This window comes from Ruegeria sp. CF3, from assembly GCF_056537365.1.
Genome location: NZ_JBQFRK010000001.1, coordinates 1,080,088 through 1,101,451 on the forward strand (window position 1 = coordinate 1,080,088; position 21,364 = coordinate 1,101,451).

The following is a 21,364-nucleotide window of genomic DNA, read 5'->3' on the forward strand; positions in this document are numbered from 1 at the left end:
CTCCAGCCAATCCATTTAGCACGGGCCGTACGAAGCCTTTTGCGGCTCCCAAACAAATTTGTTGACAATACTAGTATCCTAGTCGACTACAATAGGCAACACGGCTGAATGCTCGTTAAGGCTCAAAGACCAAAACGGGCGCACTGACTGGATGACCGGGGAGCAAAGGGGGCAAGAAAATGACCGAATTGAACGCTGAACAGATTGGCCCGAACATGGAACTGGCAGGGAAGGTTGCGATCGTAACCGGCGGCGGACGGGACATTGGCCGCGCCTGCGTCATGAAACTGGCCAAGGCTGGAGCGTCGATCGCGATCAACTATCACAGCTCATCTTCGGGTGCGGAATCGGCGGTTCAGGAAATAACGGCTGCCGGAGGTAAGGCGATTGCCATACAGGGCGACATGACCTCCGGTGCGGATGTGGAAAGGCTGATCTCGGAGACTATTGCGACATTCGGACCTCGGATCGACATTCTTGCCCACGTGACCGGCGGATTACTGGCCCGGAAGACCCTGTCTGAGATGGATATGGAGCATTGGTGCCATGTCATGGACCTGAACACCACTTCTTTTGCCCGCGCTGTTCAGGCCGTGTTGCCGCATATGAAAAAAGGCGGCGCGATCGTCGGGTTTGCGAGTCAGGCGGGGCGTGACGGGGGTGGCCCAGGCGCGGTCGCCTATGCGGCCTCGAAGGGTGCGGTCATGACGATGACGCGTGGATTGGCCAAAGAACTGGGGCCGGACATCCGGGTAAATTCGGTTTGCCCGGGCATGATCGACACCGATTTTCACAATGTCTTCACAAAAAGCGAAGTGCGGACCAACGTGGCCGGCGCCACGCCGCTTAAACGCGAAGGCACATCTGAGGATGTCGCCAATCTGGTCGCCTATCTGGCCTCAGACGCCGCTGCTTTCATTACGGGCGCGAACATCGACATCAACGGAGGCCTGCTCTTTTCATAACCGGCCTTCGCCGGGCATCGAGTCAACGGTCTGTTTTCTAGGGAGGAAAATATGAATATCAAACTGACTAAAACGCTGATGAGTGCCGCGACCGTGGTCGCAATTACCGGGAGCGCATCCTTCGCAGAGGATTGGCGCGGGTGGAATATCCACGTGGATGGTTACCCAAACACCATCGCGATGGACAAATTCGCAGAACTCATTACGGAAAAAACTGGCGGTGAAATCAGCCTTCAAATGTTCCATGGGGGCACGCTGGGCAGTCAGCCCGACGCTGTTGAACAGGTCCGCGCAGGCGCATTGGAAGTCGGCAACTTTAACCTGGGCCCAATTGGCCCGATTGTCGCCGAGGCCAATGTTGTATCGTTGCCCTTTATATTCAAAGACGTCCCGCACATGTTCCGCGTCTTGGACAGTGAGGGTGGCGAGGCAATTGCGGCGGGCATGGCAGCCAAAGGCTTGACACCTCTTGCGTGGTATGACGCTGGCGCTCGCTCCTTCTACAACGGAACAAAGGCAATCAACGCACCTGCCGATGTTGAGGGAATGAAAGTTCGGGTCATGAATAATGACCTGTTTACAGGCATGATTTCTGAGCTTGGTGGCAACCCATCGCCAATGGCGTTTGCCGAAGTTTATCAGGCGCTGAAAACCGGTGTCGTCGATGGTGCCGAAAACAACTGGCCATCGTACGAGTCAACTGGCCACTTCGAAGTTGCCGGTTTCTATTCGCTGTCTCAGCACCTGATCATACCCGAATGTATCTGCATTAATACCGACACGTTCAACGCACTGTCACCTGAGATGCAGGCCGCGGTTCGAGAGGCAGCTCAGGAATCTGCAGAACTTCAGCGGCAATTGTGGGCCGAGCGCGAAGCAGCCAGCCGTATAGCCGTCGAAGAAGCTGGTGTGGTCGTGAATGAAGTGGCAGACAAAGCCCCGTTCCAAGCGGCTATGGGCCCGGTTTACGAAGCCTACTTTGCTACGAACCCCGATTTACGCCCGCTTGTCGAGACTATCCAGGCGACGGACTGATTTAGCTACATTGGGTCTGATATTGTCCGGTCCCGCACATGCGGGTCCGGACGCCTGATCAAGAGTTGTGAGCCAATGAGTTATACTTCCCTGCCCCCGACATCTGTGCGCAAGATGATCCAGATCCTGGATTGGATCGCCGACGTGTGCCGGGTTTTGACCGGTGTCGCACTGGTTGTCATCACGGTCATATTCGGATGGCTAGTATTTGGTCGCTATGTTCTGAATGCGACGCCGACCTGGGTCGAGCAAGTCGCCTTGCTTCTCGTCATGACAATTGCGTTTCTCGGTGCGGCAGTAGGTGTACACGATAACACGCACTTGTCCGTGTCTCTCGTGCGTTCTGCGGTTCCTCCACGTGTGAGGACCATTTTGGTTATCTGCACAGACGTGCTTATGGCAGGGTTCGGCGCTTTGATGCTGTGGTTCGGAGCTCGACTTACGATCTTTAAGTGGGGATCGCTAATCCCATTGATTCAAGTCCCCGAAGGCTTGCGTTCATTGCCTCTCACAATTGGCGGAGGACTCATATTACTCTTTTCCGTTGGTCATCTAATCCGCCTCTATGTCGGTTTTGACGAGCGCAATGACAGCATCGAATAGAGGCGAATGATGGGAATACTTCTGTTGCTTGGCGTGTTCGCCCTCTGCGTTCTGATCGGAACGCCTGTAGCATTCGCGCTTGGAATAGCGGCCATTTCGGCATTTTGGTTCGAAGGCTTACCCTTGATGATCGGATTTCAGCGGATCGTCTCCGGGATCAATGTATTCTCGTTGATGGCGATCCCGTTCTTCATTTTTGCGGGTGAACTGATGTTCCACGGCGGGATAGCCATGCGTCTCGTCAGGTTTGCTTCAGCCGCTGTCGGGGCCGTGCGCGGCGGCTTGGGAATTGTGAACGTGTTTTCTTCGATGCTTTTTGGGGGGATTTCAGGATCGGCCATCGCAGACATTTCCGCACTAGGGTCTATCTTGGTTCCTGTGATGAAAGAGAAAGGTTACGATGCAGATTACGCCGTAAACGTGACCGTCACGTCCTCGATTGCCGGTATAATTATTCCACCCAGTCACAATATGATCATTTTCGCGATCGCAGCCGGGGGTGGAATATCGATCTCGAAGCTGTTTCTTGCAGGCGTTGTTCCAGGAGTTTTAATGTGCCTTTGCCTTGCTGTGGCGGCGTACCTTGTAGCGGTGCGCAGAGGTTATCAAGCTGAGACTTTCCCGGGTTGGCCAGCGCTCGTAGTGAGCTTCTTCAGTGCAATTCCAGGACTTTTGACGGCTGTGATTATCGTCGGCGGTGTGTTGTCGGGAATTTTCACCGTTACGGAGTCCGGAGCTTTTGGGGCCATTTACGCATTTGTGGTCACTCTGATCGTCTACAGAAGCATAACGTGGGAAAACTTTTGTATTGCCGTCTCTTCTGCTGTGCGCACGACGGCGATGGTAATGATATTAATCGCATGCGCTGGTGCGTTTGCCTACATGCTGACCTTTTACAGAGTTCCGGACAGAACCGTAGATCTGCTTACTGGGTTGACAGAAAATCCGATACTCATCTTGCTGATGGTAAATGCGGTTTTGTTGTTGCTTGGAATGATTATGGATATGGCAGCGCTTATTCTGATCTGCACACCCATTTTTCTACCCGTTGCCAACAGCCTTGGGATTGATCCGCTGCAATTCGGGATGATCTTGCTCGTGAATTTGGGATTAGGATTGTGCACACCACCGGTCGGATCGTGCCTGTTTGTCGGTTGCGCCGTGGGTAAATTGCCAATGGAGAAAGCCGTGCGAACAATATGGCCCTTCTACTTGGCAATTCTCTTCGCATTAATGCTTATCACTTTTGTACCCGCGATTTCACTAACACTGCCAAGCTTGGTTGGGTGAATAAAGTACATTCAAGTTAAAAGGCAGACACTTGAAGCTAAGCTTGTGTTCGAGTTTCGCTCTTAATGAAAAAGGAAGCTGACATGTCGCAAAAACCCAAAGTGAATGCTCCCGTCGAGCACATCAGTGTTTTTGATGTCTGCGGTGGCGAAATAGAGATTGGTCGGCCCAAAGATCGATGGACGATGCTTTTCGTCTATCGCGGGCGTCACTGTCCCAGATGCAAGCGATTTCTCAGTAAATTGAACGCCATGCTGGCTGATTGGAGCAGCGTCATGGATGTGGTGGTCGTTTCTGCCGACTCTAAAGAAAAGGCTTTGGCCGACAAGGAAGAGTTCGGTTGGACATTTAATTTGGGCTTTGGATTGACCGAAACGCAGATGCGATCACTTGGCCTCTACGTGTCGGCCCCTCTTTCAGAGGCTGAGACAACGACACTGTTTGCAGAGCCCGGCGCATTCGGAATTCGGCCAGATGGCAGTTTGATGTTGGTCGACATTTCGAATGGCCCTGCCGCGCGCCCGGATCTTGAAGAATTGCTAGACGGAATGAAGTTCAATATCGAAAACGACCGCCCGACCCGGGGAACAGTTTTTTAACTGCAACGGTGCAGTCAGGCGAATTCGAATCAGTCTCAGTTTACCGCAGAAACCGCGAACCTATCCGGAACAAAGTTGACGCCACTCGCTAAGTGTGGCGGCGCGGGTTAGCTTCAAGGTGTCTCGACTGGCTAGCGATCTTTCCTTGTTGAAGTGGTCGTAAACGGAGGAACGGACGGAGGCGAATTTCTGTAGACTTCGCATGCGCCTGAAACGCTGCATGGCGCGTTCATGCCGTCGGAAAGGAAGGTGCGAGTTCTCGACGGGGTTATTGAGCCACCTGCCCGTCCTTTGTTTTTTAACACGCCCTAGTGTCTGAGTGCAGCCTTATAGAATGCAAAACAGTCGGTCACGATCTCATCGGCGCAACCATATCGCTTCATCAATTTCTAGAGGAATTTCAGCGCTGCAGCTTTGTTTCGGCGTTTGGTGACAACGGCCTCCAGTACTTCGCCCTCATGATCTACGGCCCGCCAGAGGTAATGCCGCTTGCCATTCACATTCACGAAAATCTCGTCAACGTGCCACTTCCATTTTGAAAAGGCTCGGAGTTGCTGAACACGCTTCTGCCTTATCTCAGCAACAAACATCGGGCCAAACCTGTTCCACCAATATCGGACAGTTTCGCGGCTGACATCGATACCTCGCTCGTGCAGCAGATCTTCGACATTCCGAAGCGAGAGCGAGAAACGGTTGTACAGCATGACCGAAAGGCAGATGATCTCGGGACTGGTTTTAAAGTATTTGAAAGAGGCAGGTCTGGTCATGCGCAAAAGCTACGCAACACCCCTACCCCGCTCAAGCAAAGTTCTTCTTAAAAGACCATCAGAGCAATTCAATCTGACAAGACGTAAAAAAGGCTTGTAATATTATCTACCTATTGATAGGTAGATTACATGAAGCACAAACCCCGACGGAGGTACTCAGATGAAGATTTATGATGTCGAAGGGTTCCCGAACCCTGCCCGTGTTCGTATTGCGCTGGCTGAAAAAGGCGCGTCAGACAAAGTTGAATTCATCCCTGTGGATGTGATGGGCGGCGAACATCGTACGCCTGAGTTCAAAGCCAAAAACCCCGATGCCGCGGTGCCTTGTTTGGAACTGGAAGATGGATCGCACATCGCTCAATGCAACGCGATCACTGAATATATCGACGCAACCTTCGATGGCCCATCATTGACCGGCGTGACTGCGCAAGAGCGCGCCCGAATCTCGATGATGAATCTGCGCGCGGAAAACGGTCTGTTGAATGCGGTCGGCACCTACTTCCACCATGCCACACCTGGCCTCGGCCCGGACCTGGAAACCTATCAATGCGCCGAATGGGGCAACAAACAGAAAGAGGTTGCCGGAAACACCATGGCCTATCTGGATGCGGTATTGGCCGAAAACGAATACTTGGCTGGAGACACATTCTCGGTGGCTGATATCACCGCCTTTGCAGGATTGGCGTTCGCCGATTTTGCTAAAGTTGAAATTCCTGAAACCCTGACCAACCTGCAAGCTTGGCGTGCTAAGATGGCGGCCCGTCCATCTATCGCCGGCTAAGCGAGAACTGCCATTTAAGTTGAAAGGACCCCTCCCATGGAACTCAACTCGGACTTCTCTTCGCGTGTCGTTGTTCACTCTGATCAGCTTGAGTGGCAGGCCTCGCCCATGAAGGGTGTGGACCGGCGCATGCTGGACCGAATTGGTGGCGAAGTCGCCCGCGCCACCACCATTGTGCGCTATGCACCAGGCAGCAAATTCTCGGCCCACACCCATACGGGTGGTGAAGAGTTCATAGTTTTGGACGGCGTCTTTCAGGATGAGCATGGCGATTTTCCCGAAGGCACTTATGTGCGCAATCCCCCAACGACCGAGCATACGCCCGGCTCAGAACCCGGCTGCACGATCTTCGTCAAACTCTGGCAGTTTGACATGGATGATCGCAATCAGTTCCGCAAAACCATGGCCGACGAACTGGCCGCACCCGTGAACGGGGTCGCCACTGCGACCCTGCACAAGGATGACCGCGAGGTTGTCACTTACAGCCATGTTGATGCAGGCACCGAGATTACTTCGAATGCGCCGGGTGGTATCGAGCTCTTAATGATTGGCGGATCTCTGACCTCAGGCGGTGACGTTCTGAAAAAGAACGACTGGCTACGCCTGCCTGAGGGTGAAGCGCTGTCGGCTATGGCTGGCCCAGACGGGGCGAAGGTCTGGATGAAGACTGGCCACCTGCCCTTTGCACAGCCACCGGTGGTTTAATTCATGAGTAGCAAGAAACCTCTGGCGATTGTCGCCGGTGCGGGGGCTGGCCTTGGCCAGTCCCTTCTCGCGCGGTTTCAGGCAGGTGGCATGACGGCCATTGGTCTTGGACGGACGCAGCCGCAGGAAACGATCGCGCCGTTTCATCAGGTCGATCTGTCCGATCCGAGTGCGGTTGCGCCAGTGATTTCTGAATTGATCGCTACGCATGGCCCGCCGAAGATCGTGGTGCACAATACGGCTGAGCTGGTGATCGCGCCATTCCCCGAAACCGCATTGGAAGACTATCAGAGAACGTGGACATCAATGGTGCAATCTTTGGTCCTGCTGGGGCAATGTGTTCTGCAACCGATGGTGCGCGGCGGTGGTGGCGCGCTGATCGTTTCGGGGGCCACAGCGTCGCTGCGCGGCGGCCCACGGTTTTCCGCTTTTGCGTCGGCTAAGTTCGCCGTGCGCGGGTTGACACAATCGCTGGCACGTGAATATCAACCGGCTGGCGTACATATCTCGCACGTCGTTCTGGACGGGATCATCGATACACCCCGCTCGCGGGATTTGCACTCGCTGGATCCGTCGAAGATGATGAAACCGGACGAGATTGCCGAGGCCTACTGGCAGTTGGCTCACCAACCGCAATCCACCTGGACCCATGAGCTGGACCTGCGCCCGGCATCTGAGGGGTCCTGAGCGATGCAGACGCAAACTCTGATCATTGGCGCAGGCCTTTCTGGCCTCTGCCTTGCGCGACAGCTACAGGCACGAAACCATGACTACCTGCTGGTCGAAGCGCGGGGTCGTCCGGGCGGACGTATCTTGACGGAAAGGCTGGAGGGTGGGTACTTCGACATGGGTCCCGCCTGGTTCTGGCCCGGGCAGCCGCGTATTGCAGCGTTAATAAAGCGGCTCGGACTGGAGTGGTTCGAGCAATATTCAACAGGCGCTCTCAGCTTTGAAAACGAGATCGGCCAGGTCGAGCGCGATCGCGGGTTTGCCTCGATGCAAGGATCTTATCGCTTGAAAGGTGGTCTGGGCGCCCTCACTGATGCGCTTGCCGCTGAGATACCGTCGAAGCGGCTCATCTTATCCGCGCCAATCGTCGGGTTAGAGAAGTCTGCGTCTGGGATCACCACGACCGCTCAAACTGGGCAAGTCATCCATGCTCAGGAAGTCGTACTGGCCCTCCCTCCTCGCGTGGCGAGCAAGATCGCGTTCTCACCTGCTTTACCAGATGAAGCTTTAGCGGCAATGACCGGGATCGCGACTTGGATGGCCGGACAGGCCAAAGCCATCGCTGTCTATGATACCCCGTTCTGGCGCACGGCCGGGCTGTCCGGTGACGCGATGAGCCGCAGGGGGCCGATGGTGGAAATACACGACGCATCCCCTGCCGAGGGCGGACCTTACGCGTTGTTCGGCTTTATTGGTTTACCCCCGGGCGCCCGCAGCAACGAAGAACGGCTGCGGCAGGTGCTTAAAGAGCAATTGGCCCGGCTTTTCGGCACCGAAGCTGCGGAGCCAAAGACACTCTATGTTAAAGATTGGGCCTTTGACCCGTTCACCTCTATCGAAGCGGATCAACAGCCGTTATACGCTCATCCGCAATACGGGCTGCCCCATGCGATGACCCGTCTGTGGGATGGCCGACTAATCTTTGGCGGGACCGAAGTTGCACCACAGTTCGGGGGCTATATCGAAGGCGCCCTGGAGTCTGCGGAAAACGCGCTGGCCCTGATCATGACGGAAAAGGTTTGAGCACGTATGACGAGTGATACCAAGACTGCCCTTCTGGATGTTGCCGAACACGCTGCGCGCGCGAGGGGGTTTGACGGGTTCAGCTATGCCGATCTGGCAGAGGCGGTGGGTATTCGCAAGGCGTCAATCCACTATCATTTCCCGACCAAAGCAGCGCTGTCGGCGGCACTCATGGATCGCTATCATGAGACCCTGCAGGCAGAGTGCAACCGCATCCGGGTAGAACACAAAACCGGGGCCGAGCAAATGCTGGCCCTGATCGACCTCTACCGGGATGCACTCAATGACGGGAAAACCTTGTGTCTCTGCGTGTCGCTCATCAGCAGCCGTGAAAGCCTTTCGGATGACGTGATCCAAAAGATCAGAAAATTCCGCGCCATGATGGTTACCCAAATCGAAGAGATCCTGAAGCTTAGCCAAGAGGACAAATCAATCACCGGTATCACCGATCCGATCTCGGAGTCCCGCGCGATACTGGCCCTTTTGGAAGGCGCGCATCTGACCGCGCGCGCAGAAGAGAATGTGAATACCTTCGATGAGGCTTTGGGCGTTTTAAAGTCCCGCTGTTGACCTTCGCCCCGACACATCGGATCGTTGCCGCAAGCAATTCATTTGATATTCGGAGCTTCCATTATGCCCAAAGTCATTCTGATCACCGGCACGTCAACCGGCCTTGGTGTTCAAATCGCCGTACAAGCGGCCCATGCGGGCCATACTGTCTACGCTACTATGCGAAACCTCGCCAAGCGCGGCATCTTGGATGCGGCCGCCTCTGACGCTGGCGTCAATTTCAACGTGCTTGAGCTGGACGTGCAAGACAGCGCCAGCGTAAACGCCGCAGTCGATCAGATCATCGCGAAAGAGGGGCGGATCGATAAGCTGATCAACAATGCGGGTGCTGGATTTGTTCGCACAACCGAACAAGCCAGCGAAGAAGACGTCGCCTGGGTCATGGATGTGAATTTCATGGGAGTCGTGCGCTGCACAAAAGCGGTGATGCCACACATGCGCGCAGCACGCTCGGGCCACGTCATCACAATCTCATCCGTAGGCGGCCTTGTGGGTCAGCCGTTCAACGAGATCTACTGCGCCGCAAAGTTCGCCGTTGAGGGATACACTGAGGCTCTGGCCAGCTATGTCACGCCCAATTTCGGTATCCATTTCTCGACAGTCGAACCGGGCGGTATTCAATCCGAGTTTGCGACCAATGTGCTTAAACATGTCGAGGCCACGGGCGGGATGCTTGAGGATGAGTATCTACCTATTCTCCAGAAGTATATCGGCGGCGCTCAGGCGCGAATGGATGGCAGCGATATCTATCAAACTTCGGAACAAGTGGCATCAGTTGTCATGGGCGTGGTTGAAGCCTCTGACCCGCCGATCCGCGTTCGCACTTCAAACTGGGGTGAGGCGTTTACTCGCCTGAAAACCGAAGCAGACCCGGATGGAAAAAAGCAACAAGCAGCCGTGATTGAGCAGTTCCTACGCTAAAACCTTACTCGTGTAAGTCTGCTCGGAATGCGGCAGCCTTGCTGCAATTGCCACAGGTTTCCATGCTGCATCAACGGCGACGTCCGCTTTTTGCGATGTCGAGGAACACCAGCACGCGTCGATCATGCGTACAATCCCTGATCCTTTTCGGATCGGTTTCTGTCGGCAATGTCGTAAAGCTTTTCGCGACCAGCGCCATGAAAAGGGTGCTGTCAGACGAATTCGAACCAGTCTCTATTAGGCCAGTGACGCTGTCCTTTATCCAGCACCAAGTTGACGCCACTCGCTAAGAGCGGCGCTTCGTGCCAACTTGAAGGTGTCTCGGCTGGTCAGCGATCTTTCCTGGTTGAAGTGGTTGTAGACAGAGGAATGGACGGAGGCGAATTTCTGCAAACTTCGCATGCGCCTGAAACGTTGCATGGCGCGTTCACGCCGTCGGAAAGGAAGGTGCGAATTCTCGACACGGTTATTGAGCCACCTGCCCGTCTGCTGTTTTTCGGTAGCGCCGAGCTCTCTGAGAGCAGCTCGATACGACGCGAAGCGATCGGTGACTACTTCTTCAGCTTTACCGCGCCGCCTCATCGATTTCCTGAGGAATTTCAATGCTGCTTGCTTGTTTCGACGTTTGGTAACGTTTGCTTCCAGCACTTCGCCCTCATGATCGACGGCCCGCCAAAGACAAAGCCGCTTACCATTCACCTTCACGAAAACCTCGTCCGCGTGCCACTTCCATTTGGAGTATGCTCTCAATTGCTGAGCACGCTTTCTTTGGATCTCAGCAGCAAACATCGGGCCAAACCTGTTCCACCAATATCGGACAGTTTCGTGCCTCACGTCGATGCCTCGCTCGTGCAACAAGTCTTCGACATTCCGAAGCGAGAGCGGGAAACGGATGTACAGCACTACCGCAAGACGGATGATATCGGGACTGGTTTTGAAGTATTTGAAAGAGGCAGGTCTGGTCATGGGCAAAAGCTATGCAACACCCCTGCCCGCCTCAAGACAAGTTCTTCTGACAAGACCGGGCTGACCATAGGCGCAGAGTGTCACCCCACGCGCCCTTCCAACCAACGACCGGCGTATCAAATGCTTGGGCCAGAACCGTATCGGCGGGATGCCATTCCGCCTTCCCATCGTGATGGGAAACATAGCCGCCAAAGGCGATCCGGTATCGGACTTCGGGACGCTCAAACTCTCAGGCGAAGCGCTGGTTTAACCAGGTTTCCGCTTTTTCGACCTGCTGACCTTCGACAAAACTCTGCTCGAAAAAAGCCATGCTCATAGCGGATGTCGTAACCATAAGCCGGAAGCCAAGAGTAGCGAGTGAGCCCATGAAACAGGCCGCCAGCCGTCCGAGGCCGCCATTCCCCAAGGCGGCATCAGGTTCGTCGTTGAATACGACCGACGCATCTTGGCCGAGTTACGCGAGAGCTTCCATAACCTCTTCCACCAGCCCCAGATTCGCGGTCATGTCTTCGACAAGTCGGCCAATCAAAAACTCCATTGAAAGGTAGTAAACACGTTTTGCACCTGACTGATACGTCTCGCGTGTGCTTTCGAACCTAGGGTCAACTATGCGGTCGCGCAACGTTAGCGAAACCGCCATTCGCCAATCATAGGTCGACGCATGTACTGCGTCTTTGCCGAGCGAATAGTTGAGATGTCTGAGGATTTGTGAGTGCATGATTAAACAGGGCCAATAGTTTTGGTCGGGTTGGTTTGATTGCGACGCCTATGCCGTCAGACACACTTCCATAATTGAGGAATTGAACACCTTCGGCTTCAAGAGTTGTGCGCATCGCTTCGATAATAGCGTGCTTCACGCCGCTTTTTCCGGCTTCAAACCGGTGTACGGTCATATGAGAAACCCGCGACAAATCGGCAAATCCCTTCATAGACAATCCAGGCGCGTTGCGGGCCATTCTAAGCTGTTCTGGTTTCACGTTTTTCTCCAGAATCTTTGGGGGATCACAGATGAGCAAGCCTGCCCTATCTGACTTTCTTCATAACGGGTCCAACACATCCGCGATCTACGCGATTTACACTCCTGATCGGTCAACCAGTGTTTCCTACCAAAAGCACGAGTGACATCACCCACAGATTTGCCTCAAGCCTCATCAACGTACGCGATAAGAGCAGCTTCGCAACCATTCTGCCAAACTAAGTCGAGCCACTTGGAAAACGAACTGGAAAACGGTTTGGCGTCCTTCAAGTCACCGTAAATCCGACTTTGTTCAAGCCAGACCGCCGGGTTTGACTTGGCGGCAAGGGCTGCCTCACTCAGTCTATCCCAAATCGGATCATTCGCCTCGATCACACTACCATCTTCGCGTGTGCCTGCGCACATACGTGCCCATAGCGCCTCGACGAGCGCTAAACCGGTAACGGAACGCCCAGCCTTCAACTGGTCTCGCAATATCGGCAAAACGAAACCTGTATGGCGCGCTGAACCGTCGAAAGCCACGCGTCTGGTCGTGTCCACAATCCTTGGATTTGAAAACCTGCTTTCAACGAGGCCTACATACTCTTCCGGACTTTTTCCGGAAACCGATGAAACCGTTGGCGCAATCTCTATTCTCTGAACTTTACCAAAAAACTGCGAAACAACCGGGTGTCTCATGCATTCGGAAATCGTCTGGAGCCCTAATATCTCACCCACATTTGCGAGCACCTGATGCCCGGCATTGAGGACTCGAATTTTCATAGCTTCAAACGCATGAACGTCGTCAGTGAAGATTGCGCCAACCTCACCCCAGTCCGGACGCCCAGCGCAGAAATTGTCTTCAATCACCCATTGGCGATACGCTTCGTGCGTGACCACAGCAGCATCGTCAATGCCAAAATCTATGGCAAGTGCAAGTTCGCTTGGACCGGTCGAAGGGGCGATGCAATCCACCATCGAATTCGGAAATGTGGCGTTGGTGTCAATCCAATCGGCCAGTTCAGGGTCGGACATGCGAGCCATCGAAACAACGGTTTGCCTAAGGACGTCACCGTTGCTTTGCAGATTGTCGCAACTTAGCCCGGTGAAGGGCGCATGCCCTGCGTCTCGTCTCACGCGAAGGGCGGCCACTATGGCACCAAAGACTGTTCGGGGCGCCAAAGGATTTTGGGCGTCGTGCTGAACGTCAGGGTGGTTGGCGTCAAACCCGTTCGTGACTGGATCAACGTAGTAGCCACTTTCGGTTACAGTCATAGAAACGATGCGAATGGCCGGATTCGACATCGTGCGAATTAGCGCTCCGTTGCCGTCTTCAATAGGCAGGTAGTTGATCATCGAGCCTATGACTTCAGCTGAGATTTTTTCAGGATCGAGCTCGATCAGGGTCGTGAGGCAATCCTGTGCAAGCAGTTTCTCCCGCATAGTCGCATCATAGGGTCGTACGCCCGCGCCGATGATGGCCCAATCTTCAGCTTTTCCTTGCTGCATTAATCGGTGCAAGTACCATGCTTGATGCGCGCGGTGGAAATTGCCGACGCCCACATGAATAATACCTGGTTTCAGGGTGGTACGGTCATATCTTGGGCGCTCGACGGTGAGCTGGTCGAGTGTCGCATTCGAAAGGGAGATCAGCTCATCCATTGCCCACCATCCACGTTATAAGTTTGTGCGACGATGTAGTTCGCCGCATCACCTGCCAGAAAAACAGCCATTCCGGTCAAATCGTCCGGTGTGCCCATGCGTCCGTAGGGCACGGCGGCATCAACTTCCTGTTTCTTTTGTCCGGGTGCCTTGTCTTCATACTTGGCAAAGAACGCATCCACGCCGTCCCAGTGCTCGCCGTCGACGACACCCGGAGAAATCGCGTTCACGTTTATGCCGTGCTTGATCAGGTTCAGCCCCGCCGACTGAGTCAGGCTGATGACCGCCGCTTTTGTCGCGCAATAGACTGCAACCAACGGCTCACCGCGCCGTCCGGCTTGACTTGCCATGTTGATGATCTTGCCACCTTTCCCGCGCTCAATCATGCACCGCGCTACGGCCTGCGTCGTAAAGAGAGTACCCGCTACATTGATGTCAAAAGCGCGCTGATAGTCGGCGCGTTCGATTTCAACAATCGGGGCTGCTGTGAAAAGTGCTGCGTTGTTGACCAGAATGTCTATATGCCCGAACTCCGCTATTGTATTGCCCACAGCGTTGTCGATGCTGGCCTGGTCGGTCACATCCATAGCCACCGCGATTGCATTTTCTCCAAGTGCGGCAGCGCTTTGGCGAGCGCCATCAATATTGATGTCGGCGATGGCGACTCGGGCGCCTTCACTGACATAAGCTTCGGCAAAGGCCCGCCCGATTCCTCGGGCGGCACCTGTGATCAGGGCTGTTTTTCCAGCCAATTGCATTATTCGATCCTTAGACCTTGAGCGTCGAACTTGTGCAACTTGTCCATTTGCGGTGTCAGGTAGATCGTGTCGCCATGCTTGGCCTGAATGTCACCTGTAATCCGCACGGTGACCATGTCAGCAAGACCCGTGTCATGGACGTGAATGAAGGTGTCCGATCCCAGGTGCTCCGCCACACCAACGACGCCTTTCCACATTCCGTCGGTTGTGCTGACATCGGTGTGCTCTGGGCGAATGCCAATTGTGGCTGCGCCGCTCTTCTCGGCCTCAGCACCCTTGATCAGATTCATTTTCGGAGACCCGATGAAGCCTGCAACAAATTCATTGCGTGGGCTGTGATAGAGCTCCAGCGGTGAACCCACCTGTTCGATCACACCGGCGCGCAGGACAACGATCTTGTCCGCCATGGTCATGGCTTCGACCTGATCGTGGGTCACGTAGATCATCGTCGTTTTGAGCCGTTCGTGAAGTTCACTGATTTCAAGCCGCATTCCGACCCGCAGGGCCGCGTCGAGGTTAGACAGCGGTTCATCGAAGAGAAACGCTGCAGGTTCCCGTACAATTGCGCGACCGATTGCAACACGCTGACGCTGCCCGCCTGACAATTGCCCCGGACGCCGATCCAGATAATCGGTAAGATTCAGCGCCTTTGCGGCTCCTTCGATCCGGCGATTTTGCTCGTCCTCATCGATCCCTGCCATTTTCATCGGGAACGCGATGTTTTTGCGCACCGACATATGCGGGTAGAGGGCGTAGGACTGAAAGACCATTGCCAAACCGCGCTTTGCGGGGGGCACGTCAGTCGCATCCGAGCCGTCGATTTCTATGTGGCCCGTAGTGATGTCTTCGAGTCCCGCGATCAGGCGCAACAGTGTGGATTTACCGCAGCCCGATGGCCCGACAAAAACCGTGAACTCGCCGTCTCCAATTGTCAGATCCAGAGGCGGAATGACTTGAACGTCGCCGAAGCTTTTGGTCACTTGGTTGAGTTTTATTTGTCCCATTGGTCAAGTTCCTTATTTGACGGCGCCGAAGGTCAGGCCGCTGACAAGTTGTTTCTGGCTGAACCAGCCAAGGATGAGGATTGGCGCAATGGCCATGGTTGATGCTGCACTAAGCTTGGCAAAGAACAGGCCTTCGGGGCTGGAGTAGCTAGCAATGAAGGCCGTTAGCGGAGCCGCATTGGCTGCTGTAAGGTTCAGTGTCCAAAACGCCTCGTTCCAGGCCAGAATGAAGTTCAGCAGTAAGGTTGAAGCTATGCCGGGAATTGCCATTGGCGTGAGAACGTGAAGGATTTCCTCTTTCAACGTCGCACCGTCCATTCGGGCCGCTTCAAGGATCTCACCAGGGATTTCCTTGAAGTATGTGTACAGCATCCAGACGATGATCGGCAGGTTCATCAGCATGAGGATGATGACCAGCGCGCCTCGGCTGTCGAGGATGCCAAGTTTGATGCAGATCAGGTAGATCGGGTACAGAACACCTACCGCCGGTAGCATTTTAGTGGACAGCATCCAGAGGAGGATGTCCTTGGTGCGATTGGATGGAACAAAAGCCATCGACCACGCCGCGGGGACTGCCACGATGATACCCAATATTGTCGAGCCACCAGCGATGATGATCGAGTTCCAAAGGAACCGGGCGTAGTTGGACCGCTCCATCACCGCAGAGTAGTTTTCAAGCGTCCAGTCAAATGCCAGGAACACCGGAGGGTCTGCGATTGCGGTGGCTTCGGTTTTGAAGCTGGTCAGGACAGTCCAGAGGATCGGGAAAAAGATCAGCAGTCCAACACCCCAAGCGGCGGCTGTGTTGATGATCTTACGTTGTTGAGTTACTGCGCGGGCCATTTTGTCCTCCTCACGCGTCCAGGTTCTTGCCAACGATGCGCATCAGGAAGATCGCAACGATATTGGCGAGAATGATTGCATAGACACCACCAGCAGAACCGAGGCCAACATTCTGACTTTCAAGAACACGTTGGAAAATCAGGTAGGTCAGTGTGCGGGTACCAAAGGCACCTCCGGTCGTGACAAATATTTCTGCGAAGATTGCCAGCAGGAAAATCGTCTGAATGAGAACCACGATCGTAATTGCCCGGCTAAGATGCGGCAGAGTGATGTAGCCAAACCGCTTAAGCGGCGGGGCACCATCCATTTCGGCCGCTTCCAATTGTTCTCCGTCCAGAGATTGGATTGCTGTCAAAAGGATCAATGTGGCAAACGGCAACCATTGCCAGGAAACGATCATGACGATCGAAGGTAGCGAAGCCTCTGACAACCAAGCGATTGGTTCGGCTCCGAAAAAGCGCCACAGATGCGCGAACAGGCCGTTCACAGGATCCATGAACATATTCTTCCATACCAGGGCTGAAACCGTCGGCATTACAAAGAACGGAGCGATGACCAGAATACGGACGACACCTTGGCCCCACATCGGCTGGTTCAGCAATATTGCCAGCAATACGCCAAAGATTACCGTGATCAAAAGGACACCGCCAACGATGGTCAATGTGGCGATCACCGACGGCCAGAAGGCGCTGGAGCTGACAAAGCGAACGTAGTTGTCGAAGCCTACCCACCCAAGATCTCCGCCACGCAGTGGAAGGTATTGCTTGAATGAGAAAATGAGCGTCATGATCAGAGGCACGAGCATCCAGCCGAGGAGCAAGATGACTGCTGGGGCCATCATAAGCCGCGCCGCTGATCGGGAGTGTTTAGTAGCCATCGGGCATACCTCCTCTGTTGATTGCCATGAGGCTATCTTAAACAGTGCATAGTTATTGAAAATTTATGGTGCCTCGGGAAACACTTGGGAGAAGAGTGTTGCCCGAGACCGGTGGAGCGCTTAGCGGTAGCCAGCGGCTTCCATGGCGTCGTTTGTCAGCGCCTGAGCTTTGGCAAGCGCCTCATCAACGGTCTGCTGACCTGCATAGACAGCAGAGAATTCCTGGCTCACTTCCGTCGCGATGCCCGCAAATTCCGGGATTGCCACGAACTGGACGCCAACATACGGAACCGGCTTCACAGTCGGGTTTGTCGGGTCCGCAGCTAGAATTGAATCCAGCGTCTTCTGGGCAAAGGGAACCGCCTGATAGTTGGGGTTTTCATAAAGCGATGTACGCGCACCCGGAGGTACGTTCGCCCAACCTTCGTTTTCGGCGACAAGTTCAATATAGTCTTTTGACGTTGCCCATTCGATGAACGCTTTTGCTGCAGTTTCCTTTTGCGTTCCGGCGGGAACTGCCAGCGCCCATGCCCAAAGCCAGTTTGCTTTCTTGTCGACACCTTCACTGTTCGGTGCTAGCGCGAAACCAACCTTGTCGGCAACAGTTGAGTCATCAGGATTGGTCACAAACGAAGCCGCGACGGTGGCGTCAATCCACATGCCACACTTGCCCTGCTGGAACAGGTTCAGGTTTTCATTGAATCCGTTGGTCGCGTAGCCGGTTGGGCCGGATTCCTGCATCATGTCGACAAAGAAGGTCAGCGCCTCTTTCCACTCTGGCTGATCGAACTGGGCATTCCAGTCTTCGTCAAACCAGCGCGCACCGAAGGAATTGCCGGTTACGGTGATAAAGGCACCGCCTTCACCCCAGCCTGCTTTTCCGCGCAGGCAGATTCCGTTGATGTCATTGTCACGGTCTGTCATCGCTGCAGCAGCTTCGCGGATGAATTGCCAGGTTGGCGCCTCAGGCATTTCCAGACCGGCCTTCTCCATAAGGTCAGTCCGGTACATGATCATCGAGCTTTCGCCGTAAAATGGCGCGGCATAGAGAGTACCGTCGTGGCTCAGACCGGCTCGCATGGCTGGCAGAATATCATCCGCATCGTACTCAGCAGAAAGATCGTCAAGCGATACCAACCATCCATTGGCGCCCCAAATCGGTGTTTCGTACATGCCAATGGTCATGATGTCGAAAGAACCGCCCTTTGCGGCGATGTCCGTTGTGACACGCTGGCGCAATACGTTTTCTTCCAATGTGACCCACTCGACCGTGTGGCCGGTCTTATCAGTGAAGTCCTGAGTCAACCCCTGCATGCGAATCATGTCGCCATTGTTCACGGTGGCGATGACAAGATTCTCTGCTAGTGCGCCACTTGCAGTGACGAGTGTCATTGCCGTCGCCGCATATAGAGCTTGTTTGAATGACATCCTAATTCTCCTCCTCGTTGGATGATGACTTTGACTTTAGTCAAAACCACAACGCGAAGTCAATTAGAAATTTACGCGCGTAAAATTTTGGATGGTTGCGCGACCAATAATGCCTCAGGCCGACTCCCGCATGATCAAACGGCCCTCAAACAGTTTTTCCTGCCTTTCGGTCGGGGCTTCTCCCGTCTCGAACAATGCAAACAGGGTGGACACCGACCAATTCGCGATAGCTTCGTAATCTTGCGCGATTGTCGTCAGAGGGGGGCAAGTAAATCTGGAAAAAGGGTGATCATCGTGGCCTGCAATCCTGAGGTTACATTCGTGACCATGACCAACCTTAAAGCCAAGGCCATAGGCGGCTGACAAAAGACCAATTGCAAAGCGATCATTGCTGCACAGGATCGTGTTAGTGCTGAATGCTCCCTCGGATAAAAGCCGACCCCCTTCAACTTTTCCAATTTCCTCGAAGTCCCAGCCTTCTCCGTTTACTCGAAAAATGCTCGGCGTTTTACCGTGCCGCTCCATGCTTTCGATATAGGCTTGTCGGTGTTTGTTGGCGTTCGGGTTCAGAGGTTTCTTCATTTCGAAAAAGCAAGGCGGCTCGCCACTGCGGCAGAGGTACTCAACCATCAAGTCAACACTTTGAAAATGATCGGTACCAACAAATGCCCGTCCGACATTATGCATATTGGCGTCAAACAAGACGACCGGAATATCCGCATCAAATGCCTTTACGGCGTCTGTATCAGACAGCCTGCCGAATGGTGCCAATAATACACCCGCTGGTTTCAAGGATTTAAGCGAGTTAAGGTTATCTCGCTCCATTTCGGGATTACCGTGTGAACTGAGTAAAATCGGGCTGTAACCGGCCTCAATGCATGCAAGCTCCACACGTCTGCCGATCTCGGAAAAGAACGGGTCAGCTAAGTTAGGTACTATAACGCCAATGTTCTTGGTGGTGCGTCTGTTTTGGTTCATCGCGAAAACATTCGGATGATAATCATACTCTTCCAGCGCTGCTTCGATCTTTTTTCTTGTGGAAGCACGCACGCTTTCAGGATCGTTGAAATACTTCGAGACGGTAGGTCGAGAAATCCCACTGATAGCTGCAAACTCTTCCATATTTCGGATTTTACGTTGCAAATTTTACCTCACACCAAATTACAACCTATCGCGCGATAACTTTTGTCAAATTTAGTAGTGAATGACCTGCGGTGTCAAGTTACGCGAAATGATCCTAACCGGCGAGCTGCCTCCTAGACAAAAACTCAAAGTTGAACAGCTTCGCGGGCTTCTGGACACCGGCGCAAGCCCTATTCGCGAAGCACTTACTTGCCGTTGGCCTGTGTAGAACGATTGGCAACTGGTTATCGTTGGTGCGAAGGGACGGTTTGGTTCGCGTGCGGACGAGCTTGCACGATAGGAAAGACAGCCTCATTTCGCAAACCGGGCATTGTGACATAGTTGAGCGCAAGGGCAGCAAGCTGCCCTTGCTTGATTTGCTGTTCAGAAAGGAACCCGATGGTGTGAAGGCGGTGGGCGTTCAATCTGTGGCGGGAGGCCGACGTCCTCCCTATGGTAATCCGGCAGTTCAGCTAGCTTGCGCAGAAGAGGCCGTTCTTTGCTGGATTGCAAGGCAAGTACAGCATCCAGCCGCAGCAAGAGGCCACGCGACCGTTTGAAGGGGATGTATAGTGATAAGGTTGGCATTGTTCTCTCTATTAATGATGGAAAGCCGCCACGTGAAGAAAACACAAAAAAGGCCGCTCACGAGGCGGCCTTTAGATCGGTAATCTGTCAGACCGCTTTAAGGGGCTACTGCGCCTGCCGCGCGAAGCATCGAGGACTGACAATTCAGCATTTCTGATCTCCTATATCAGGGTTTCCAGTTCTGGAGGTGCTGTCAGACGAATTCGAACCAGTCTCAGTTTGCCGCGGAAACCGCGAACCTATCCGGAACAAAGTCGACGCCACTCGGCGAGAGCAGCGCTGCGTGTCAGCTTGAAGGTGTCTCTGCTGGCAAGCGATCTTTCCTGGTTGAAGTGGTTGTAGACGTAGGAATGGATGGAGGCGAATTTCTGCAAACTTCTCATGCGCCTGAAACGCTGCATCGCGCGTTCGCGTCGTCGAAACGGCAGGTGCGAATTCTCGACGCGCTTATTGAGCCACCTGCCCGTCTGCTGTTTTTTGAGCGCGCCCATTTCTTTGAGCGCAGCCTTGTAGAAAGCGAAGCGATCTGTGACGATCTCTTCGGCGCAACCGTGCCGCTTCATCAATTTCTTGAGAAATTTCAGTGCTGCAGCTTTGATTCGGCGTTTGGTGACGACGGCCTCAAGCACTTCACCTTAGTGATCGACGGCACGCCAGAAGTAGTGGCGTTTGCCGTTCACTTTCACGAATACTTCGTCTACGTGCCACTTCCATCTTGAAAAGGCACGGAGTTGCTGAACCCGTTATATTCGGATCTCTGATGCATACATCGGGCCGAACTTGTTCCACCAGTATCGGACGGTTTCGTGGCTCACGTCGATGCTTCGCTCGTGCAACAAGTCTTCGACATTCCGAAGCGAGAGCGGGAAACGGATGTTCAGCATCATCGCAAGGCGGATGATCTCGGGGCTGGTTTTAGAGTATTTGAATGAGGCAGGCCTGGTCATGGGCAAAAGCTACACAACAACCCTACCCCGCTCAATCAAAGTTCTTCTGACAAGACCAATAAGCACATTGGTGGAAAGTTTCGGAACTCACTTCGATGCCAAACTTTTGCAGCAGATCTTCGAGATTTCGAAGCGAGAGCGGCAATCGATTGTATAGCGTCACCGCAATGCGGATGATCACGGGACTAATTTCAAAGATTTTGAAAGAGGCAGGTCTGGTCATGGC

Annotated in this window: 22 protein-coding genes and 3 pseudogenes; 12 read left to right on the forward strand and 13 right to left on the reverse strand. The window is 53.9% G+C overall.

Translation table 11 applies throughout. The annotated features are described in order from the left end of the window. The first annotated feature begins 179 nt into the window (after positions 1-179). The 5 genes from ACR0KC_RS05435 to ACR0KC_RS05455 all read left to right on the forward strand — a co-directional run bounded on the left by ACR0KC_RS05435 (position 180) and on the right by ACR0KC_RS05455 (position 4,492). Entirely contained in the window at positions 180-965 is a 786-nt protein-coding gene (locus ACR0KC_RS05435) for an SDR family NAD(P)-dependent oxidoreductase (RefSeq protein ID WP_480503412.1), read from the forward strand. 51 nt (positions 966-1,016) lie between these two features. Next, complete coding sequence (locus ACR0KC_RS05440; protein WP_170626564.1) at positions 1,017-2,000, forward strand: TRAP transporter substrate-binding protein; 984 nt, start codon at positions 1,017-1,019, stop codon at positions 1,998-2,000. Positions 2,001-2,075: 75 nt separating this feature from the next. Then, a complete protein-coding gene (locus ACR0KC_RS05445) occupies positions 2,076-2,603 on the forward strand; it encodes a TRAP transporter small permease (RefSeq protein WP_170511735.1) in 528 nt (175 codons plus the stop codon). 9 nt (positions 2,604-2,612) lie between these two features. Beyond that, positions 2,613-3,893, forward strand: a complete 1,281-nt coding sequence (locus ACR0KC_RS05450) for a TRAP transporter large permease (protein ID WP_480705746.1) — start codon at positions 2,613-2,615, stop codon at positions 3,891-3,893. Positions 3,894-3,976: 83 nt separating this feature from the next. Next, entirely contained in the window at positions 3,977-4,492 is a 516-nt protein-coding gene (locus ACR0KC_RS05455; protein ID WP_480705315.1) for a redoxin domain-containing protein, read from the forward strand. Positions 4,493-4,552: 60 nt separating this feature from the next. Here ACR0KC_RS05455 and ACR0KC_RS05460 read toward each other — a convergent pair. Beyond that, positions 4,553-5,259: pseudogene (locus tag ACR0KC_RS05460) on the reverse strand (IS6 family transposase). A gap of 160 nt (positions 5,260-5,419) precedes the next feature. Here ACR0KC_RS05460 and ACR0KC_RS05465 point away from each other — a divergent pair. The 6 genes from ACR0KC_RS05465 (at position 5,420) to ACR0KC_RS05490 (ending at position 9,988) form a co-directional block, all read left to right on the forward strand. Further along, positions 5,420-6,040 carry a glutathione S-transferase family protein gene (locus ACR0KC_RS05465; protein WP_170399737.1) on the forward strand — a complete coding sequence of 207 codons (621 nt, stop codon included), beginning with the start codon at positions 5,420-5,422 and terminating at the stop codon, positions 6,038-6,040. A 36-nt stretch (positions 6,041-6,076) separates the two neighbouring features. After that, positions 6,077-6,745, forward strand: a complete 669-nt coding sequence (locus tag ACR0KC_RS05470; protein WP_170511673.1) for a cupin domain-containing protein — start codon at positions 6,077-6,079, stop codon at positions 6,743-6,745. 3 nt (positions 6,746-6,748) lie between these two features. Beyond that, positions 6,749-7,432, forward strand: coding sequence for an SDR family NAD(P)-dependent oxidoreductase (locus ACR0KC_RS05475; protein WP_480771574.1), 684 nt, complete (start codon positions 6,749-6,751; stop codon positions 7,430-7,432). Between the two features lie 3 nt (positions 7,433-7,435). Beyond that, positions 7,436-8,497: a flavin monoamine oxidase family protein gene (locus ACR0KC_RS05480; RefSeq protein ID WP_480705319.1), complete on the forward strand. Its 1,062-nt coding sequence runs from the start codon at positions 7,436-7,438 to the stop codon at positions 8,495-8,497. Positions 8,498-8,503: 6 nt separating this feature from the next. Further along, complete coding sequence (locus ACR0KC_RS05485; RefSeq protein WP_480771575.1) at positions 8,504-9,067, forward strand: TetR/AcrR family transcriptional regulator; 564 nt, start codon at positions 8,504-8,506, stop codon at positions 9,065-9,067. Between the two features lie 63 nt (positions 9,068-9,130). Then, complete coding sequence (locus ACR0KC_RS05490; protein WP_480705321.1) at positions 9,131-9,988, forward strand: SDR family oxidoreductase; 858 nt, start codon at positions 9,131-9,133, stop codon at positions 9,986-9,988. Between the two features lie 258 nt (positions 9,989-10,246). Here the strand turns inward: ACR0KC_RS05490 and ACR0KC_RS05495 are convergent, their stop codons facing one another. The 11 genes and pseudogenes from ACR0KC_RS05495 to ACR0KC_RS05545 all read right to left on the reverse strand — a co-directional run bounded on the left by ACR0KC_RS05495 (position 10,247) and on the right by ACR0KC_RS05545 (position 19,603). Further along, positions 10,247-10,954 (reverse strand): IS6 family transposase, encoded by a 708-nt coding sequence (locus ACR0KC_RS05495; RefSeq protein ID WP_480771576.1) that lies wholly within the window; start codon positions 10,952-10,954, stop codon positions 10,247-10,249. Between the two features lie 31 nt (positions 10,955-10,985). Further along, a pseudogene (locus ACR0KC_RS05500) lies at positions 10,986-11,393 on the reverse strand (glycogen/starch/alpha-glucan phosphorylase); the annotation flags it as partial. Positions 11,394-11,408: 15 nt separating this feature from the next. After that, on the reverse strand, positions 11,409-11,594 hold the full coding sequence (locus tag ACR0KC_RS05505) for a hypothetical protein (protein ID WP_480771577.1): 186 nt from the start codon (positions 11,592-11,594) through the stop codon (positions 11,409-11,411). A gap of 7 nt (positions 11,595-11,601) precedes the next feature. Beyond that, positions 11,602-11,931 carry a helix-turn-helix domain-containing protein gene (locus ACR0KC_RS05510; RefSeq protein ID WP_480771578.1) on the reverse strand — a complete coding sequence of 110 codons (330 nt, stop codon included), beginning with the start codon at positions 11,929-11,931 and terminating at the stop codon, positions 11,602-11,604. Positions 11,932-12,095: 164 nt separating this feature from the next. Further along, the gene (locus ACR0KC_RS05515; protein ID WP_480771579.1) at positions 12,096-13,571 is read right to left on the reverse strand and encodes a mannitol dehydrogenase family protein; all 1,476 of its coding nucleotides are present in this window, start codon (positions 13,569-13,571) and stop codon (positions 12,096-12,098) included. Further along, positions 13,559-14,332: an L-iditol 2-dehydrogenase gene (locus tag ACR0KC_RS05520; RefSeq protein WP_480705750.1), complete on the reverse strand. Its 774-nt coding sequence runs from the start codon at positions 14,330-14,332 to the stop codon at positions 13,559-13,561. Before ACR0KC_RS05520 ends, ACR0KC_RS05515 begins: the two co-directional genes overlap by 13 nt. Beyond that, positions 14,329-15,333: an ABC transporter ATP-binding protein gene (locus ACR0KC_RS05525; RefSeq protein ID WP_170719457.1), complete on the reverse strand. Its 1,005-nt coding sequence runs from the start codon at positions 15,331-15,333 to the stop codon at positions 14,329-14,331. Before ACR0KC_RS05525 ends, ACR0KC_RS05520 begins: the two co-directional genes overlap by 4 nt. Positions 15,334-15,345: 12 nt before the next feature. Further along, the gene (locus ACR0KC_RS05530; RefSeq protein WP_170585545.1) at positions 15,346-16,176 is read right to left on the reverse strand and encodes a carbohydrate ABC transporter permease; all 831 of its coding nucleotides are present in this window, start codon (positions 16,174-16,176) and stop codon (positions 15,346-15,348) included. Between the two features lie 10 nt (positions 16,177-16,186). Beyond that, the gene (locus ACR0KC_RS05535) at positions 16,187-17,053 is read right to left on the reverse strand and encodes a carbohydrate ABC transporter permease (RefSeq protein ID WP_170719459.1); all 867 of its coding nucleotides are present in this window, start codon (positions 17,051-17,053) and stop codon (positions 16,187-16,189) included. Between the two features lie 120 nt (positions 17,054-17,173). Further along, complete coding sequence (locus tag ACR0KC_RS05540) at positions 17,174-18,481, reverse strand: ABC transporter substrate-binding protein (RefSeq protein ID WP_480705326.1); 1,308 nt, start codon at positions 18,479-18,481, stop codon at positions 17,174-17,176. A gap of 114 nt (positions 18,482-18,595) precedes the next feature. After that, positions 18,596-19,603, reverse strand: a complete 1,008-nt coding sequence (locus ACR0KC_RS05545) for a LacI family DNA-binding transcriptional regulator (RefSeq protein ID WP_170733481.1) — start codon at positions 19,601-19,603, stop codon at positions 18,596-18,598. A 109-nt stretch (positions 19,604-19,712) separates the two neighbouring features. On the opposite strand from ACR0KC_RS05545, the gene ACR0KC_RS05550 reads away from it, so the two are divergent. Beyond that, on the forward strand, positions 19,713-19,832 hold the full coding sequence (locus tag ACR0KC_RS05550; RefSeq protein WP_480705752.1) for a GntR family transcriptional regulator: 120 nt from the start codon (positions 19,713-19,715) through the stop codon (positions 19,830-19,832). Positions 19,833-20,430: 598 nt separating this feature from the next. Here the strand turns inward: ACR0KC_RS05550 and ACR0KC_RS05555 are convergent. Next, a pseudogene (locus ACR0KC_RS05555) lies at positions 20,431-21,138 on the reverse strand (IS6 family transposase). Positions 21,139-21,364: the final 226 nt, after the last annotated feature.